Source organism: Xenorhabdus sp. XBWT, assembly GCF_059072735.1.
On the sequence record NZ_CM180990.1, the window covers coordinates 194,076 to 214,251 of the forward strand.

9 protein-coding genes are annotated in these 20,176 nt (G+C 36.3%); 2 read left to right on the forward strand and 7 right to left on the reverse strand.

What is annotated here, in order from left to right:
* Nucleotides 1–263: 263 nt before the first annotated feature.
* From AC5JQI_RS00850 to AC5JQI_RS00880, 7 genes are all read right to left on the reverse strand, one after another.
* A complete protein-coding gene (locus AC5JQI_RS00850) occupies nucleotides 264–2,180 on the reverse strand; it encodes a hypothetical protein (RefSeq protein WP_493913398.1) in 1,917 nt (638 codons plus the stop codon).
* A gap of 713 nt (nucleotides 2,181–2,893) precedes the next feature.
* A complete protein-coding gene (locus AC5JQI_RS00855) occupies nucleotides 2,894–4,441 on the reverse strand; it encodes a hypothetical protein (protein WP_493913399.1) in 1,548 nt (515 codons plus the stop codon).
* Between the two features lie 33 nt (nucleotides 4,442–4,474).
* Entirely contained in the window at nucleotides 4,475–5,791 is a 1,317-nt protein-coding gene (locus AC5JQI_RS00860) for a hypothetical protein (RefSeq protein WP_493913400.1), read from the reverse strand.
* A gap of 215 nt (nucleotides 5,792–6,006) precedes the next feature.
* Entirely contained in the window at nucleotides 6,007–7,668 is a 1,662-nt protein-coding gene (locus AC5JQI_RS00865; RefSeq protein ID WP_493913401.1) for a hypothetical protein, read from the reverse strand.
* A 144-nt stretch (nucleotides 7,669–7,812) separates the two neighbouring features.
* Nucleotides 7,813–9,906, reverse strand: a complete 2,094-nt coding sequence (locus tag AC5JQI_RS00870) for a hypothetical protein (RefSeq protein ID WP_493913402.1) — start codon at nucleotides 9,904–9,906, stop codon at nucleotides 7,813–7,815.
* Nucleotides 9,907–9,952: 46 nt separating this feature from the next.
* Nucleotides 9,953–11,677 (reverse strand): hypothetical protein, encoded by a 1,725-nt coding sequence (locus AC5JQI_RS00875; RefSeq protein ID WP_493913403.1) that lies wholly within the window; start codon nucleotides 11,675–11,677, stop codon nucleotides 9,953–9,955.
* 264 nt (nucleotides 11,678–11,941) lie between these two features.
* Nucleotides 11,942–16,843, reverse strand: coding sequence for an inverse autotransporter beta domain-containing protein (locus AC5JQI_RS00880; protein ID WP_493913404.1), 4,902 nt, complete (start codon nucleotides 16,841–16,843; stop codon nucleotides 11,942–11,944).
* 561 nt (nucleotides 16,844–17,404) lie between these two features.
* Here AC5JQI_RS00880 and typA point away from each other — a divergent pair.
* Entirely contained in the window at nucleotides 17,405–19,228 is a 1,824-nt protein-coding gene (gene typA, locus AC5JQI_RS00885) for a ribosome-dependent GTPase TypA (protein WP_237385809.1), read from the forward strand.
* Between the two features lie 276 nt (nucleotides 19,229–19,504).
* Entirely contained in the window at nucleotides 19,505–20,122 is a 618-nt protein-coding gene (yihX, locus tag AC5JQI_RS00890) for a glucose-1-phosphatase (protein WP_493913405.1), read from the forward strand.
* Nucleotides 20,123–20,176: the final 54 nt, after the last annotated feature.

Sequence of the window (20,176 nt, forward strand, 5' to 3'; positions counted from 1 at the left end):
AGTTCTATAAGTATAGGGATAGGATAGCCTTCGTGTTTTCCAATTGAGATTTCTTTTCTTCTGACAGAATCCGACTATGATAATCAGGATATCTCCATACTATCTGCAGTTTAATTATTTTTAAATTTGGTACAGGTAATAAGTAATTTGTCTATACCCCATGGATTCACTAAATAACATATGATGAATACCACCTCTATAAGAGGCGGTATTCATTTAAGAACAAATTGAATAATCAGCTAATATTAATGAGAATTAGTACATTAATTTGTAATATATGTTGAATAGCTAATCTGATTATCGATATTTGCTTCGCTGTTATTTCCGCCACCTGGCTCATATCCCCAGGTCACGACCCTTTTATCCCCTGTCAGGGCTGCAAATGCTCTTCCTGTCGCGTAGATAGCCCTTACATCTTTCAATTGATCTTTGACATTTGTACAATCACCGCCAAAATCGCTATCTCCCCAAGCGGTTACTGTCCCATCTTTGTGTAATGCAGCACATGCATTTGCTGTACACGTTACCTGAACAATATTCTCATTACATCCGCTGGGGGGTTCATACTTAGAGGGTGTATTTATATTGTAATTATGGGATATCTGGGCTTTATAGGATTGTGTCCTAAACATGACACATTCGAAATTACCAGATATATCTGTGATATTATCGTATGTCTTAATGAAGTCGAAAGGTGGATTTGGTGGTACATTCAGAGTCATCGTCAACTTATTGTCAGTACCCAGAATTGCTCTACCTCGCACGTTCTCAATAATATTCAGCTCATTTTCACCATTTAAGATATCCCACTCAGAAGGATTAACTGATTGAATGGCTAAATCTCCGGGTACTGGATAGATACCATCAAATTTAGGAGGAATAGGCGCTGCGAATGTTAAAAGCTCTGCTGTACCATCCTTATGGATAAACGTGAAATAACACCCAGCAGGTACAATTGCACGAGGATAACTGTAGTCTCGACCTAGTATCGTTGAATATGGAAATCCTAACCAACCGTTAGGAACCTCATCATCCATTCTGAGCCATAATGAGTGCTGAGTTTCAGTATTAAAGCCAAAGACAGCATCATCATTTCCGACAAGGATAGTCTTTTCAGCAGGTCCCAGATTCACTGACGGCTGTTGCCTTGCTCCCATGCCCCATATATCAATATTACCATCCTCTGTCATGGCCAGGACATTCAGACCGCCCATTGTAAGATCAATGTATTTTTTAGATTGAGATTGTTGTGGTGGTGACATGTGCATCGACGTTGTTGTAGACCAGAGTGTTATGCTGCCATCGTTATGTAAGGCTCCATAACCGTATCCAGATGCTACTACTTTTTTCACATTCGAGTCGGTCAGGCCACCAGTTGTCACTTGTGGCGCCCTCTCTATTGCTCCCCAGGCGTATAGATTTCCGGAATCAGTTAATGCGGCGAAACTAGATGCAAAAGATTCTGGAACACCGACTGGTTTACCTGGAGGAGTATCTCGAAAAGGGTTATCACGGGCTGCTGTACCACCATTACCAAAAATATTAATGGGGTTTATTATATACATATATTTCCCACTGGGAAGAGAAGTAACGGCTATTGGTATATCTGGTGCGTTATCATAGAAATGATCACTTATAGTTGCGTGATAATTTTTATCATTATACTGCCAACTTACATTGGCTTTTGGAGTATCACTATATTGCCAAGTAACTGACACGGGATTTCCCTCCTCATCCCACGCAGTCAAGCACTGTGGTCCAAAGAGAGCATTAGCCGAAGTGTAAAGAATGGAGCGTGCACCCATGACGATAAAAGGTTTTTCTGTTACTACGGGCTGTTTAATAACATTTATACTCACAGACTGTGAGTAAGCTATATTCTCAGCAGTATCAGATGTTGTATAACTAACGTCATACTTTTGTTCTTTGAGTTGATCTTTACTAACATGTAATTCGTAATAATTACTAGGTATGCTAGCTATCGTCAAAGTTGGTCCACTGAAAGCATCTTGAGAACTACCTGAGAATTTAAAGTGAACCGTAATACTGTCCTCTTTGATAAGATAAGAGCCTACTGGTACGAGTATTTGAATTATATCCCCTTTTATTTTAGATAGATCCAAAATGCCATTGTCGGATTGAGGTAAAAGAGGAAGAGGAAGAGAGTTATTTCCGCTCATAATTAAATCCTTATTTTTATTGGTAGATATGGAGTTTATTTATAATTAAAAGTGAAGATTGAGTGTAAATTAAATTATTGAAATTAACTAATGAAAATAACTTATCGCATATTCATGCCATAAATATAATTTTGTTGTTATAATTAATAGTGTTGTGAGTAATGACGGAGTTGTAAAAAAAGTAAGTAAATAAATAAAATAAAGATGCGTGATAATGATTTTTAATCACACTGAATTATAATTTCACCCGATATTATAGAGTAATCTGAGTTTATTTTATACAGAGAAAGGTAGGAAGTAGATTTTTAGGTTTTATTAATGGATAATATATATTAGTGTAATAATCTATGTGTTACCATGTATTTAATTACGTTTTAAAAACTAAATGATGTTACGGATGATATTGACAGAGGTAGGGGTAAATTATGTCTTTTATTATTAAATGAAAATATTCAGATATTATGGTTTTATTGACAATCGATATGATTGACGATCAGAGAAAATATGTGATTATAATAAGCGATTTTAACGGGCATATAATAATAAAATATATAATCTAGTTTTTATTTTTGAATATTATTCAAATGGAATAATCATGTCTTAAATACAAGCTATATCTAAAATTAATATTTAAATTCTGATAGGTATAAATTGGCCTCTTATAAAAAATAAGAGGCCATGAGTGTTATTAAAAATCATTAATTTAATGTCAGTTATTCACATTGCAACCCCGGAGCAGCAGGTTGAGTATCAATTTTTCCTTTCCAGGTGGTACCATTGCCAAGTGCAACTCCATCTTTACTAACAGTATAAGAAAAATTAATCTGACCATGATGATCCTCATCATATGAATCAGTACCTGCAAGATATGTCTGGGAAACATCTATTATTATATTATTACCTGAATTTGGCATTTTTATTGTACCCAAAGGCTGATCCAGGCTTTTTTGTTTAGCTCTTATATGCAATGTTAAAGAGACTTCAGAGCCTGAAGGGACTTTTGTTGTATCATTAGAACCACTGGAACCCGGTATTTTTACAAATAGTCCTGCGTGATCTTTATTTTTCTTATAATTAGATATTGCATTACAATTTACTATATCATTTTCAGTAATTAAATATTTCGGATCAACTCCATAGCTAGAGTAAATCTCACATTTTTCATAAATATTATCCATTGGATGTTGATATTTTACATATGTTACATCCTGAGGAATTGATACAAATTTATCGGCGGAACGTTTAATAATTATGTAAAAAAACGAATAATCCTTATTACTATCTAAAAAAGCTTTCTTATAAGGTATAGGGAAATCGTTCAACTGATCTGGGAGATTTGTCAATGGAATGGCATCACCAACCATCAAGCCATCAACAAAGAAAAAAATCGTATCATCACTTGATGCATCATCATACATTGGTACTTTAACAGAAAATGTTGGAGAATCTGTAGTTGGATGTAGTTTTCCATTAATTTCATCTTTAATTTCTGGAGGCATCAATGTATGAGATTGATCTACTGGACTACTATCAATTATATATAAAGTTTTGTCAGATGAAATTGTACCACTAACACCCGCTATATAAGAATAAAGATTGAAGACGACCGCATCTTCTTGTTTTGCAAAAACATAAAACTCTAAATAACCGTTATTGTCTGTGTTTATGGTAAACCCATTGAAATTCACCATATCCCTAATTTCTATTTTAGATTTTTCATCAGACTTAGATTTATAAAAACTGACTCTGTCATATACTTTATCTATATCAACTATATCAATAGGAGTACCTGATAATCCTGTTGTTCCATCCCCAGCTAGCACTTTTGCATGAACTTTAGTAAAATATCGTCCATCAACCCCATCAGAAGGGACATTTTTATGAGTAGGGACTCTTAGAAAGTCAGCTCCCGTTTTCAATCGCAATGAAGATTTGTCAAGTGTTCGTGCAATATACTCGACTCTCTGTTCTGGAAAACCTACTGCATTCGAATCTGGCTCAATATAAAATTGAACTAAATTTTTATCGATAACATCATCATAAATATATAGTTGAATAGTTATAATGCCTTTAGTTCCATTATCATAAAGCTTTATTGGTGGAATGGAATCTTGAAGATCAACATTATTCGTTTTTTTTATCGTAATGCTGGCATCACTTGAGATTGGTTCATCAGAAGTCAAAATAATATCAAGAAAGAATGTTTGGCCTATTATTACATCTGATTTATTCTCTACAGAAGTATTAATTTTTTTACTCATGGTTATTCCTTTATTTTTAATTTATTAAAAATGTCAAAGTTCACTACCTACTGTTTCAATTCGACTTTCCCATGTATGACTATATGTTCGTCCATTATCGCCCAAAACATAGTACTCAAAATAGATTATTGCGGAATTTTGATTTGAGTCATGTGAAAAATTTATAATTGAGTTATAATCTATATAAATAACAGTAGTAGATGTATTTCCTTTATTGTTATCTGCAACTTTATTAATCTCGCAAGAGATTTCTTTATAATTATTTACATCTTTATCATATCGACCCGCTCCATTATACAACCCCCCATTCAGATACATTTTAAAATGAATTTTATCGCCGAATTTTGGTTTGCTTACATCATTTTCATCATTTGTTCCTATTAACTTTATAAATAAACCATAACCACCATTATTTTTGTGATTTTTTATATTTAAGCTGTTAATGTAGTATGTTTCCGATAATATTCTATCATTATCGTTTTCATTCAAAGGAGGATGGCTGTTAGGGTCTGCCCAGCTAGAATACACAATAGGTTTATCAAAAACGCGATTTATTCGATCTGATGGTTTATTATCTCCCCCCCCGATATAAGTGAAATCTAATTTTTCCGAATACAGGCTACGTCCATCAACTGTAACAACCACATAATACAGTTCTGATGGTTTATTTATTTCAAAATCATCATAATAAATTTGATAATTATAATAACTAGAAAATGGTTCTCTGATTTTTTTCACTGAAGGAAAAGAATTTCCATTATTATCCTTGGTGAAAAATAGCACAGTGTCTCCATCCGATGGACTATCATAGTTAGGAACTTTGACATCAAACATCAGGTTTGAACCATAAGCACTGAGATTGCCATCATCAAGATCAGGTATTATTATTCTTGAAATTAGTAAACTTTGATCACTGGGTTTATGACTAATAATATAGATGTCAGGAACAGAAAAAATAATATTTTTTCCTGGTAACTCAACACCTAATTGAATTTTCGAAGGAATACCTTTTTTGGGATAAACTCTAAAATTAACATTTCCATCTGAATCAATGGGAATAGGAACAAAAATATTATCACCTGAAGTAACTGGGGGAATAATTTTAAGAGCCTGATCTCCTGATGGTTCATTCGTAATAGTAATTTTATGTACTATATAATCACCAATAGATGAATAAATATGAAAAATCTTATTATTCATTGACTTATCTGATATATTGGTCATTTTCATAGAATAGCGGATGAAATTATCTTTGATATCTTCAATATTTTCATTTTTATCTGGCGTATAACAAAAAGATTTATTTATATGAACTTTTACTCTAAGTTCATCAAATTGACTGTTTATCATATGATCCTCTATTAATTGTTTAATAACCACCTTTCTCTTGCACATTAAACAGATAACTTAATTAAATGTATAATAGAAAATAGTTATCACCCGATAACCATAGAAACACCATTAAATAAAAACAACGCCATAAAAATAATAAAGCTAAATTTTTATAAAAAATCCAACTATTATAAAATAAAATATAGATTACACTTTTATTTTATTAGGGATGTTTATGCGTCAGGTGAGCAACCTTCAAGGTTATCATCTCGCATGTTTGTTTCAGTGCCAATAGCTGCAACCCAAATATGACTATAAGTTTTGGTACCATTTCCATCATCAATATAGTAATCAAAAAATAATTCCCCATATTCACCATTATAATTTGTTGCCCGACTAAGAGCACAATATGGTATTGGCACTATATTTCCACCTTCTTTCTCCAGATTGAATTTATAAAATTTCTGATTGTTTCTAGTGTCAGATGTATAATAAAGATCTACACCACCAGACTGACCAACCGTTGGCAATGATTTATTATTTGGGTCCTTAGAGGCTGGTACTATAACATACAGACCAACAGCTTTATTAATATCGACATGCTCGTAGTCTTTTTGGAAGCTTATTGAAGCTGTATTAACCGGTGTATATTCATCAACCAAACTTTCATTACTGGATAAGTCAATAGGTAAATCTACAGTACTATCATAAACCCTAACTTTATCATATTGTCTATAAATTTGCTCTTTAGGATTTTTTTCTTCTCCTCCCAAATATGTTACTGAGATAGGATAACTATAGTTTATTTGTCCATCTACTGGTGAAATAACATAATAAAAACCAACCTCTTCTTTTAGTGGGAAAGAGTTATATGGAAATGAAAAAATACGTTTATCTACACTATCTTCACTCTGAAAAGTAGATATAGGCTGAAGCAATGTTGGTTTATCACCAATTTTTTTTTGTACAAAAAATAAAATAGCATCCCCATCCTGATAATTAGAATATTTAGGTATTTTTACATGGAAACTTTTAGAAGAAGATCTTAAATTCTGTCTTATGCAATTATCAGAATCTAATTCTCGTATTATCGGATAACCTAATGTACCTATACCATTTGAGGGTGTTACTATATATAAAGCATATTCTAGGGTAAATCTAGTCACTCCTAGAATTGCTGTCATTAACTCTAATCTTACTGCTGTATCTTTCTTAGGATAAATTCTAAATTTAATGTTTCCGTTTAAATCAGAATAAACTGTGATAAATTGTGTCTCTTTTACTGTCTCAACGGGAATTTCTTCAGGCAATTCCCCATCTGTAGTAAAAATAACTTGATTAATCGCTTTGTTGGACATAGCACTAATTGTCACACCAACATTCTTGAGTAAATTTCCTTTGTTATCTTTTATTATAGAAGAAATAACAACATACTCATTATGTGGATCTTTGGTACTATTCTCTGTTATTGGTGTAATTAAATAATTTTTATCATAATCCAAATGTATGTGGCTATCACTTGCTATTTTTTTTGCTGTATAGCTGACTTGTTTCGGTGTAATTTCTTGTACATCCTTACCTGAAAGCGAAACAGCATGAACAGTATAATTAACTGGTACATCTGCGATCAGCTTATGATTAATTTGCAATTGAAATGTTGCATAGCCACAGGTTTTATCAGAATTTATTCTCCAATCATCAATGTTAATTGCTTGAATGGAATTAGTACCATCTTTTATTAAAATATGACTTATTTTTTCAAGTATGGGTTGATCAGCCGAGAGTATTACTTTTAAATAACAAACTTGTCCAATAATAACATCTGAACCTGACTTTATGGATACACAAAGTTCCCCATTATTGCATAAATTATGCTGTGCATCTAATATATTCATATTATCCTCCATTTCATTAATTATAAAATTAATGAAAAATAATTTCAAATAATAAAATTCAATTTAAAAAACAGTAATTCTTACTTCCACCATCTATGGATGGTGGAGTTATTTAAAGTTAAAAAATTATTATCCATTATTCAATCAACAATTGAAGTCGGCTGAACATCCCCGCAGATAATCTGGATCTTGTCCTACTTGTACAGTATTAAGATCAACTTGCCAAACTTTGCTATAAGTGCGCGTTCCATTATCATCTTCTACATAATATTCGAAATACAGGGTTCCTTCTGCACCACTGTGGTACCCTTGCGCTCTATTCAAGGAACAATAGCGTATAGGAACAATCTGATAAATATTATTTTTAAGATTAGCGGGATTGGATAAATCAAATTTATAATTACATTTATTCTGGCGATTCAGGGATGTTAAGTACATTGATATCCCACCTTTTGCCCCCATTTGTGGCAACGTTTTATCATTTCTATCAGTAGTTCCTTTTATGACCACATATAAACCAGGAATAGTATCCGTTTTTACCTGCTGATCTGGCGGTAATGTATCATTTTTTATTTTCTGCTGTTCTATCGTATCTAAAGTAACAGCCCCGTATTCAGAAACTCCATCATCATAACTTGTCGGATCAAGGGTATCTTGAGTCACATAACTAGAGTAGACTGTTAATTTGTCATAAGGTCTTTCTATATTATCATCAGGAGATGCATCGCCTCCTCCTATATATTGTACTTCTATTCCTGTAGAGTAAACCGATGGCCCTTCCTGAGGTATTATCATATAATACAATGCCATCATCTCATTGATTTTTAATTTATTATATGGAAATTTAAAGCGGTATGTAGACAACGTAGTTATATCATTAAGCTTAAATACAGGCTCTAATCTTATTACATGGTTATTCACAAGCGACATTAGATAAAAAACAATACTATCTGTATCCTGATAAGAAGAATATTTAAAAACTTTAACCTGAAATTCCGATTCTCCAGGAGTCTGTTTTAGTGTACCACCCGGCTGTAATCCAAGTATAAACGGACTAGAGATACCAAAAACAGGAGCTGGTTTATCGTTAAAAACATATAGAGATGCCACAAATCGTGCGTAAGTTACTCTCAATATTTGAATCGTAAAATCAACCCTGACAGGAGTGTCTTTTACCGCATATACACGAAATGATATCTTTCCGTTCTCATCACTTTTTACAGCAACAAATTCAATATTGTCATACTTTTGAGGTAATTTCTGAGGCATGAGGTGAGTTGGATTAGTTTCATTTGTAGTTATTTTTACAGAAGGAGTATTTGAATATAGCTGACCTAAAACCATACTGGAAATTAAAATCTGAGTATGCTTTAATGGTGTATTTTTCCCGTCATCTGCAGTAATAGCACCAGAAAATACAGAATAAATCTGACCTGTTCCTATCGCATTATCATCTGCCGGAACATTCAGAAATTCGGGTGATGCTGTTAGGTGAATAGTAGTTTGTTCATTTAATTTCTTGACAATATAATTAACTGGTAAAGTTTGTAATGGAGGTTTACTCACGTCAGTCCCCATCAAATTTATAGTAAAAATAACTTTTTCTTCATCAGCTAGACCATTGTCAACTTGTAATAAAAAGACCATATCTTTACTGGTAACAAGATTAGTAATCCGGTTAGATATAGGCGATGCCTTTAAGTTAGTTGTTGTAGGCGATATAGTTACATTAGAAATGTTTGCTATATCAGATGCATTACCTGATACCGTTATTGTTAAAAAACAATATTGCCCTGAAATAACATTCGATCCGTCAGGTATATCTGGAACGATTGTATATTTATCATTTTTTAAAATTGTCTTTCCCATTTTTTTTGCTGTATAGCTAACTTGTTTTGGTGTAATTTCTTGTACGTCATCACCTGAAATAGAAACAGCATGAACAGTATAATTAACTGTCGCATCTGCAATCAAATCATGATTAATTTGCAATTGAAATGTTGCATAGCCACAGGTTTTATCAGAATTTATTCTCCAATCATCAATATTACTTGTTTGAATGGAGTTAGTACCATCTTTTATTAAAAGATGACTTATTTTTTTCAGTACAGATTGATCAGCCGAGAGTGTTACTTTTAAATAACAAATTTGTCCAATAATAACATCTGAACCTGATTTTATGGATACACAAAGCTCCCCATTATTGCATAAATTATGCTGTGCATCTGCTATATTCATATTATTCTCCATTTCATTAATTAAAAAATTATTATCCCTTATTCAATTAACAATTGAAGTTGGCTGAACATCCCCGTAAATAACCTGGATCTTGTCCTACTTGTACAGTATTAAGATCAACTTGCCAAACTTTGCTATAAGTGCGCGTTCCATTATCATCTTCTACATAATATTCGAAATACAGGGTTCCTTCTGCACCACTGTGGTACCCTTGCGCTCTATTCAAGGAACAATAGCGTATAGGAACAATCTGATAAATATTATTTTTAAGATTAGCGGGATTGGATAAATCAAATTTATAATTACATTTATTCTGGCGATTCAGGGATGTTAAGTACATTGATATCCCACCTTTTGCCCCCATTTGTGGCAACGTTTTATCATTTTTATCAGTAGTTCCTTTTATGACTACATATAAACCAGGAATAGTATCCGTCTTTACCTGCTGATCTGGCGGTAATGTATCATTTTTTATTTTCTGCTGTTCTATCGTATCTAAAGTAACAGCCCCGTATTCAGAAACTCCATCATCATAACTTGTCGGATCAAGGGTATCTTGAGTCACATAACTAGAGTAGACTGTTAATTTGTCATAAGGTCTTTCTATATTATCATCAGGAGATGCATCACCTCCTCCTACATATTTTACTTCTATTCCTGTAGAGTAAATAGGTGGCCCTTCCTGAGGTATTACCATATAATACAATACCATCAGCTCATTGACTTTTAATTTATTATATGGAAATTTAAAGCGGTATGTAGACAACGTAGTTATATCATCAACCTTAAATACAGGCTCTAATCTTATTACATGGTTATTCACAAGCGACATGAGATAAAAAACAATACTATCTGTATTCTGATAAGAAGAATATTTAAAAATTTTAACCTGAAATTCCGATTGTCCAGGAGTCTGTTTTAGTATACTACCCGGTTGTAATCCAAGTATAAACGGACTAGAGATACCAAAAAAAGGAGCTGATTTATCGTTAAAAACATATAGAGATGCCACAAATCGTGCGTAAGTTACTCTCAATATTTGAATCGTAAAATCAACCCTGACAGGAGTATCTTTTACCGCATATACACGAAATGATATCTTTCCGTTCTCATCACTTTTTACAGCAACAAATTCAATATTGTCATACTCCTGAGGTAATTTCTGAGGCATGAGGTGAGTTGGATTAGTTTCATTTGTAGCTATTTTTACAGAAGGAGTATTTGAATATAGCTGACCTAAAACCATACTGGAAATTAAAATCTGAGTATGCTTTAATGGTGTTTTTTTCCCATCATCTGCAGTAATAGTACCAGAAAATACAGAATAAATCTGACCTGTTCCCATCGCATTATCATCTGCGGGAACATCCAGAAAATATTTCGTTTCTGTTAGGTCAATAACTGTTTGTTTATTTAATTTCTTGGCAACATAATTAACTTGTAGAGTTTGTAATGGAGTCTTGTTAGTTTGATTCCCCATCAAATTTATATTAATAATAACCTTTGTTCCATCAGATAGACTTTCCGGAACTTGTAATAAAAAGGTCATGGAATTATTAAGAACAGGATTAGAAAGCCAGCTAGATAGAGGCGATGCTATTATGCCATTTGTTGTACTTGATATAGTTACTGTAGTAATGTCACTCATATCAGATGCATTACCTGAAATATTTATTGTTAGATAACAATATTGTCCTAAAATCACATTTGCTCCACCAGGTATATCTGGAACGATATTATATTTCTCTTTATTGAAAATTGTCTTATTCATTTTATGTCCCCATAAATAAAAACATTAATGTAACCAGTTGGAAAGTTCTTATTTATGGTAATTTACTCTGGTTGCTAAATTTTGCATAATGAAAAAAAGTTATCACTCATGATGATAGTAATATAAAAATAAATAAAACTGGTTAGTTTGTTATTCTGACTGAAATTTATATCAGGCTTATAAAAAGAGCAAATAGTCAGTTAACAGATAAGACTCTCCGCCCGACAAGAAGGCGGAGAGGTGCAATAACTCAAAGTTTAGCTCTCAGGGAAGAAGAGACAATGCACAGAATAAATAACCAGCTACTGAGTCGCCAGAGACCATTGTGTCGGTAGCGAGATCAAATACAAACACGTTTTGATGTAATGATGCATTTCCTCCACGAATATCTGCCATATTCGGAGCAGGTACTCCAGTATTAAGAAAGCTCAATATTCCCCAAAAGTAAGGTTTAGGAAACTCCACCACTAGAGGAATTCCACCTCCCGCAGGGTCAAACACATCATTGACTGTTGCATCTTGCACCAGCGGATTAGCCTCAGTGCATGAACCAGGGTCGTTCGGCATATAAACCACAGGATCGCTAGTATGTGAGAAAAATCTTTTATTATTAAATTGATACGTATAAAGATGCCGAACTTTATTCTTCGGATTCTTAACAGATACGTTTATAGCAGCCGTCCCAATAGCAGATAAATTTATTACTCCCGTTGTATTATCTATATTAACGTATCCCTTTATTACCTGAGGAGGCGGATCGAGTATATCTCCATTCTGAAGGATCGGATCTTCTGATGGTAATTTAACTAAACGTCCTTGTAGACCCCTAAACGAGTTATAAGGTCTGTTTTGCTCTTTAAATACTTTTTTCATTGTTTTGTTATTTACACTAATTGTACTGCTCACTTCAAGCCCCGCTTCGTGTGGCATTGGACTGAAAGCAACAATATCTGCTGATTTCGTCTCAGGTGGCTGCCCTTTCACAGGCGGTATTGTTAGTGTAACTTTCACCCCATCCGTTACCTGATCATTCTTAACATCCCCGACACCTACGCTACTAGATAAATGGGCAATAAGCTCCCCTTTCGTTACTGTAGTATCCATTCGTGTAAACTTCATTTCTGGAATACCATTCTCTTGGCTAGTGTCTGCCGCAGGATCAGAACTCCAAATATCATTTTGGAAAGAGTAACCGTCAGGGAGTGGCTTTCCGGTTTTTTTATTAATTATCTTAGCTGTATAGATATAGTAATCCTGACTATTTCCATCTAATACCTTTTTGCCAGTGGGATGTGTTGATACGATAATTTCTTCAATCCCTACATCCAGATAAAAATTTATCTCAGGAGTACATGCTTTTGGCTCAGTTTGTGGTTCAATAACCTGGAGGCAAACATTTACATTTTGTACAGGGGATCCATTATCAAGCAATCCCCCCGTCAATGTGTTTTGTAGGGTGCCGTCTGAACCAATAGTTAATGATCCTCCAGATGAGGCATCCAATGTCGTCCCTTCAGGTGCGGGTAACCAAGCAAATTTAATATCTGTTCCTTTATTGTCATTTGGCCCTTTATAAAGAATGGTCTTACTTTCATCACGATAAGCCGTTGCAGTGACTTTATATCCATCACTACTTCCAGCAATTATGTTTTCCCCTAAAACCCGTACATCAATCGTTGGCCAATCAAAATTCACCCCTTCTGGGTCTGAAACTTTATGTCCATCAACTGTTGCTGAGACTCTAATTCCTGTAGCTTTATCTGCACTTGTTAACGTTGCAGTGGCCTTCCCTTGGTTATTCGTCGTTTTTTCAACTGAAATGAACTTAACGGCTGGCCCTGTTTTTGGTTCAAACTCCCATGTTACATTTTGCGCTGGTATTGGTTTGCTATTCTCTCCTGTAACTGTAACTGTGTAGGTGTAAATATCATTTATTAATGCTTTGTTTTTACTAGGATTAACTGGATTATTACGATCTAGTTGAACTTCATAAGTTTTGGGATCCGGAATAAAGGCAAAGGCAGGTGATTTGGCCTTAATTTGATTTTCAAATGAAAGTTGTACCGTGAGTCCATCCAAGGCCTCTGTACTTTTTAATGTTGCTTGTAATGTTCCATCGTCTTTTGTTGTTACGTCGCCATCCGGTGCATTAAAAGTAAATTTAGGATTATCCGTGACATCTTTCGTTTCATTTTGCATGATGCGCCAGTTCACATTTTTAATGTCTTGGTTCCCAAGAGGCTTGTTATCAATACTATCGATGACAGTTGCTGTAAAGGTATAGGAAGCCTCACCATTGGCGGTTAAAGGACTGCCTGGCTCCATATCCAGCTTTCCTCCTTTAGTACGGATAGTTGAGGGATCTATAATGAACGAAACCAGCTGGTTTGCGTCAACTTCCTGGTGGTTTTCAATGGAGAGCGAAACCAGTAAATTTTCTCTGGGTTCGTGACTCGCCAACTGTGCCGTTAGTTTTCCATCTTTATCTGTTTTGACAGTTCCGGTTTGGGGATGAAAAACCAGCTGCTTATCGTCACTCACATCCCGACCATTGAGTGTGATTTTCCATTTTACTTGGTTAATTTCTTTGTTCTTTAAAACATTTCCATCACCATCCAAAACCACTGCGGTATAGGTAAATGGATTGAGTCCATTAGCAATCATGGGCTTTTGTGGATCGACAATAAGCTCTTTTATCTTGTACTTTGAGGGATCTGTAGTAAAGGAAACCTGTTCTGCATTAAAGGGAGGTTGATTTTCAATAGTGAGTGAAACCCGGACATCACCGATAAACGTTTTACTTGCCAACGTTGCTTTTAATTGTCCGCTATCATCTGTTTTGAAGATATCTCCTTCTTTGATAGGCACCAGAATCAGGCCGTTATCCTCTTTCTGATTAGTACTCCATGCCACATTTTTGATTTTTGCATCGGTCACGGTCCGATGGTTATCATTGATATCCACAATTGTGGCCGTGTAATGGAATTGGCTGCGACCGTCAGCCGTTAATGTCCCGGTTGGGGTGACGGTGATATCCTGAACACGGTAACCGGCAATATCCGCAATAAAGGAAACAGGATGGGGGGCTTCAATGGTGGGCGCGTCACCTTTAATGGAAAGTGCAACTTGTAAATCTTTTATCTCTTTATGGCTGGCTAGCGTTGCCGTTAATTCTCCTGATTCATTTGTTGTATCACCCAGAGGTTTAAAAATAAGATTTTGGTTCTGGCTCTCATCTGTGCCGTTTTGTTTAATAAACCATTTCACCTGAGAAATTTTCGTCTTCTTCACAGGGTTATTCTGTGCATCAAAGACAGTGCCGGTGAAGGTATAGTCGTCATGACCATTGGCTATCAGAGGGCTTTTTTTATTCACCGTCAGCTCACCCTTAATATGATACCCCGCAGGATCATCATCAAAACTCACTGTGCCGACTTGGGTTTTCGCCATGCCATCCATTTGCAGGAATACGTTCACCTCTTTCTGCGGTTTACTACTCACTAATGCGGCTTGTAATTGCCCTTTTTCGTTGGTTATCGAGGTCGGTTCCGGTTTACCCCAACTCAGCCCTGATTCTTCACCAACCGGCGGTTCAGTTGTCCATTTAATATGGTTTAACGGAACATCCTTCGGCAACGGGATATGATTAACTGTGTCGTAAGTCATGACGGGGGTGAAAATATAGGGAGTTTTACCGTCAGCAATGACGCCTCCGTCAGGTTGAACTTCTTTTTCTTTTATCAAAAATGGCCTGACAATCACTTGTATGGTGGCATGATGAGTCTGTTGCAAATTGCTACTTTCTGATACGGTAAAATTCAGCGGATAAGTATTGATTCCCCCTGTATTCAACTGGTATTCAGGAAAGGTAATGGTCATTTTATTGCCGGCATTCAGTGAGATTTTGCCGCCATTTTTGATAAAGTCGTTATTTTGTTGCAGCCAATCCACTTTATCGCTGGGATTGTTAGTCACGGTAACAACCTGTTCTTCATGGCTGTATCCCGTCATCACTTCCGGCAAAGAAAGTTGTAAAGTGGAGCGCTTTTGGTGATCAAGGATGATTTGGTTATTTCTTTCCACCAAATCATAGCGGCTGCCCGCCAATGTCCGCATGGAAGCTACACTGTCTGGCGATAACTGCACATGAAGTGGAACACCCAGTTTATAATTTAAATTCGCCAGGAATTGGGTTTCAGTATGTCCGCTTTCTCCCTGTTTATAATCAACCCCCATTGTAAAGAGCGGGATAGGGGTATAATTCAGTCCTAACGTCGCCAGGCTGGGATTTTTCTGTTTGGTATCACGGTTGAATAAAGTAACGTTATCACCGAAATATTGTTCATAGGCTAGTTTGGCACCCAGATTGGGATAAGCCGGCAGGAAAAATTCGCCATTAATATCATAACCATTGGCAGGACGTTCATGATAATCGTGAAAATGTTGGGATTTTTTCCAATCACTTAAGCCGTAATACGCATTGGCGGAGAGCTTAATATAGTCTCCCCAGATTTCTCCTCCCATCCCCAAGCGTTGGTTTTTACCTGTCAGATCATGGTCATAAAAGGTATTCAGGCCATACATCCAGTTTTGGTAAAAATAACGGCCACCCAAACCTATGTTAACGGTATTCCTGCTGTCTTTGTTACGGTAGCCAAATTGGGAAAAGAATAACCAATCGGCTTTATTGTCGTAAATGGGGAGCAACAGATCGAGAGAGGTATTCTCTAAAGTTCCTTTTTTATCCAGCCCAAAGTTAATTCTGGTCGTACCAAATTGCGATAACCATTTTTGTACTTCGGAGGTAACGGTGTTGTTAAGTTTGCTCAACGCATAGGATTTGGCTTGTTCGGTTAACTCTTTAGGGGACGAAGAAAGAATATTGCTGACTGCGTGAATATTTCTCGCGATAATATTTGGTGTGTCAGAATTTGAGGTGTCACTGTTTTTTTCTATATTGGCTTCTTTATGCGTGTTCGAAATTAATAATTTATTACTTGACTCACTTACTGGAATATCTATATTATTTTTCGTGTTTATTTTTTGTGAATAGATATCATTATCCGTTAAATTACCCTCTGCAAGGGCGGTTGTTATTGTAGACGGAATCAGTAATGTATAAATAGCAATGAAAGAAATAATAATCTTACTTAAATATGATGGCATATAAAAGTACCTCAAGATATTTTATTCGTTGACTGTTTTTTCTTTGATGTTTATCAAGAAAACGAGACTTCCCTAATTTCATATATTAGAATGTATTGTTTTTTTTATTATGAAAAATAGTTATCGACTGATAACAAAAAGTTATTCGGCCACACGGCTAATAGATAGATAAAAACTAAGATAGTACAAAACTAAAAAACAGCTCGGATATTATCAGTAATCAGAGGATTTATATTTTTTCTTTTTATTAAGCAGGCTTAACTAACAAGTTTATATTTATTAAGATAATTCATCGATTGCAGGTCAAATTACAGTACAATAATAAGGGAAAAATTCCCATATGGATGACCATGTGGTTGAGAAAGCTTGTGTCACTAACAAGGCTGTAGAGTGCAAAGAAGGGCACAGCCAACTTATCTAAGGTGATACATCTCACATTTATTTCACTATGTTGCCATAACGTGTAAAATAGCAGCATATTTGCGTTAGACAAATGTGGCAGTGTTCTGCCATGTTGTATCCATCTAATAATCCATCAAATAGCTAAAACGGTAAAAATACTTGTCAATTAATAACTTAAGAAATATCGCCATCATCGCTCACGTCGACCATGGCAAAACCACGCTGGTTGATAAACTCCTGCAACAGTCCGGTACTTTCGGTGAGCGCGCTGCAACAACTGAGCGTGTGATGGATTCTAATGATCTAGAAAAAGAACGTGGTATCACCATTCTTGCGAAAAACACCGCCATAAAATGGAATGATTATCGTATCAATATCGTAGACACCCCGGGCCACGCCGATTTTGGTGGTGAGGTTGAGCGTGTTATGTCGATGGTAGACAGTGTGCTGCTGCTGGTTGATGCGATGGATGGCCCAATGCCACAGACTCGTTTCGTTACCCAGAAAGCGTTTGCCCACGGTCTGAAACCTATCGTGGTTATCAACAAGGTTGACCGTCCCGGCGCCCGCCCGGATTGGGTTGTTGATCAGGTATTCGACCTGTTCGTAAACCTCGGTGCAACTGATGAGCAACTGGATTTCCCAATCATCTATGCTTCAGCGCTGATGGGTATTGCAGGTAATGACCACACTGATATGGCTGAAGATATGACTCCGTTGTATCAGGCAATCATTGAACATGTTGAGCCACCTAAGGTTGACCTTGATGGCCCATTCCAGATGCAAATTTCTCAGCTGGATTACAACAACTATGTTGGCGTTATCGGTATTGGCCGCATCAAGCGCGGTAAAGTAAAACCAAACCAGAACATCACTCTTATCGATAGTGAAGGTAAAACACGTAACGGTAAAGTTGGTAAGGTTTTCAGCCATCTGGGTCTGGATCGTATTGAATCTGAACAAGCTGAAGCGGGCGATATCATTGCGATCACTGGTCTGGGCGATCTGAACATCTCCGATACCCTGTGTGAATTCAATGCGGTTGAAGCATTGCCGGCACTGGCGGTTGATGAGCCTACCGTGAGCATGTATTTCTGCGTAAATACTTCCCCGTTCTGTGGTCGTGAAGGTAAGTATGTCACTTCTCGTCAGATTCTGGATCGTCTGAAAAAAGAGTTGGTTCACAACGTTGCATTGCGTGTTGAAGAAACTGAAGACCCAGATGCATTCCGTGTATCAGGTCGTGGTGAATTGCACCTGTCTGTTCTGATTGAGAACATGCGTCGTGAAGGATTTGAGCTGGGCGTTTCTCGTCCAAAAGTTATTTTCCGTGAAATTGATGGCCGTAAGCAGGAACCTTTCGAGCAGGTAACTCTGGATATCGAAGAGCAGCATCAGGGTGATGTGATGCAGGGGCTGGGTGAGCGTAAAGGTGAAATGCGTGACATGCTGCCAGATGGTAAAGGCCGTGTTCGTCTTGATTACGTTATCCCAAGCCGTGGTCTGATTGGTTTCCGTACTGAATTCATGACTATGACTTCCGGTACGGGTCTGCTGTACGCGACATTCAGCCACTATGATGATATCCGTCCGGGTGAGATTGGTCGTCGTCTGAATGGTGTACTGATTTCTAACGGACAGGGTAAAGCGGTTGCTTACGCGCTGTATGGTCTGCAAGAACGTGGTAAGTTGTTCCTTGGTCACGGTACTGAAGTGTATGAAGGCCAAATCATCGGTATTCACTCGCGTTCTAACGATCTGACAGTTAACTGTCTGACCGGTAAGAAGCTGACTAACGTACGGGCATCAGGAACGGATGAAGCGACAACCCTGTCTCCGCATATCAAGAAAACACTGGAACAGGCGCTGGAGTTTATTGATGACGACGAACTGGTTGAAGTGACTCCACAGTCAATTCGCCTGCGTAAGCGTCATTTGACTGAAAACGATCGTCGTCGCGCAAGTCGTAGCAAAGAAGTTTAATTACTTTTTGGTACATTGCGTGTGACAGATTGAATACGAATAGCTTAGGGTGCTTCGGCACCCTGAGTTTTTAGATATTACCTTTTATCATTTTTACCCTGCTCATCTATTCCTGATTGTCTGTCAGTACAGAAAGTTATAATTCTAATCACCATTCATCAAATTCAACACCTGTTCATTAAATGCGCGGCTTGTTTGTTTTTTTGTCTCTTATCCTTTTTTATGCACAAAAATATGATAAAAGTACCAAACGATGAACATCAGTCAGGAGGAATTATGCTGTATATTTTCGATATGGGTAATGTGATTATTGATATTGATTTTAAAAGGGTTCTGGCTGTTTGGAGTAATTTGAGTGGAACTCCACTGGCAACATTGACCGCGAAATTTTCATTGAATGATATCTTCGAAAAACATGAGCGCGGACAAGTCAGTGACAATGAATTTGCAGAAATGGTGTGTGACGAAATGGAGATTTCACTTAGTTTTGAACAATTTGCTGAAGGCTGGAATGCGGTTTTTATTGGTATCAGACAAGAAATTATTGAACTCATGAATAAATTACGCACACAAGGGCATCGCGTAGTTGTGTTATCAAATACTAACCACCTGCACTTTGATTACTTGTCTGTGCATTATCCTGAGATTGCAGCATCAGCCGATTTCCTTTATTTATCTCAAGAACTGGGAATGCGTAAACCGGAACCTGACATTTTTAAACATGTACTTAAGGCGGAAGGTGTAACGGCAGATCAGGCCATATTTTTTGATGATGTTTTAGAGCATGTCGAAGCAGCAATACGATCAGGTATCAATGCAATTCATGTAGCTGGCAGGAATGACATTCCTGATTATTTCAAGACACATGATTTCTCACTTCCCGCAAAAAATTAATGCTTTCCGCAATCAGCGGAAGATATTTTCCTCTATTCTCCTTGCCCGGATAGG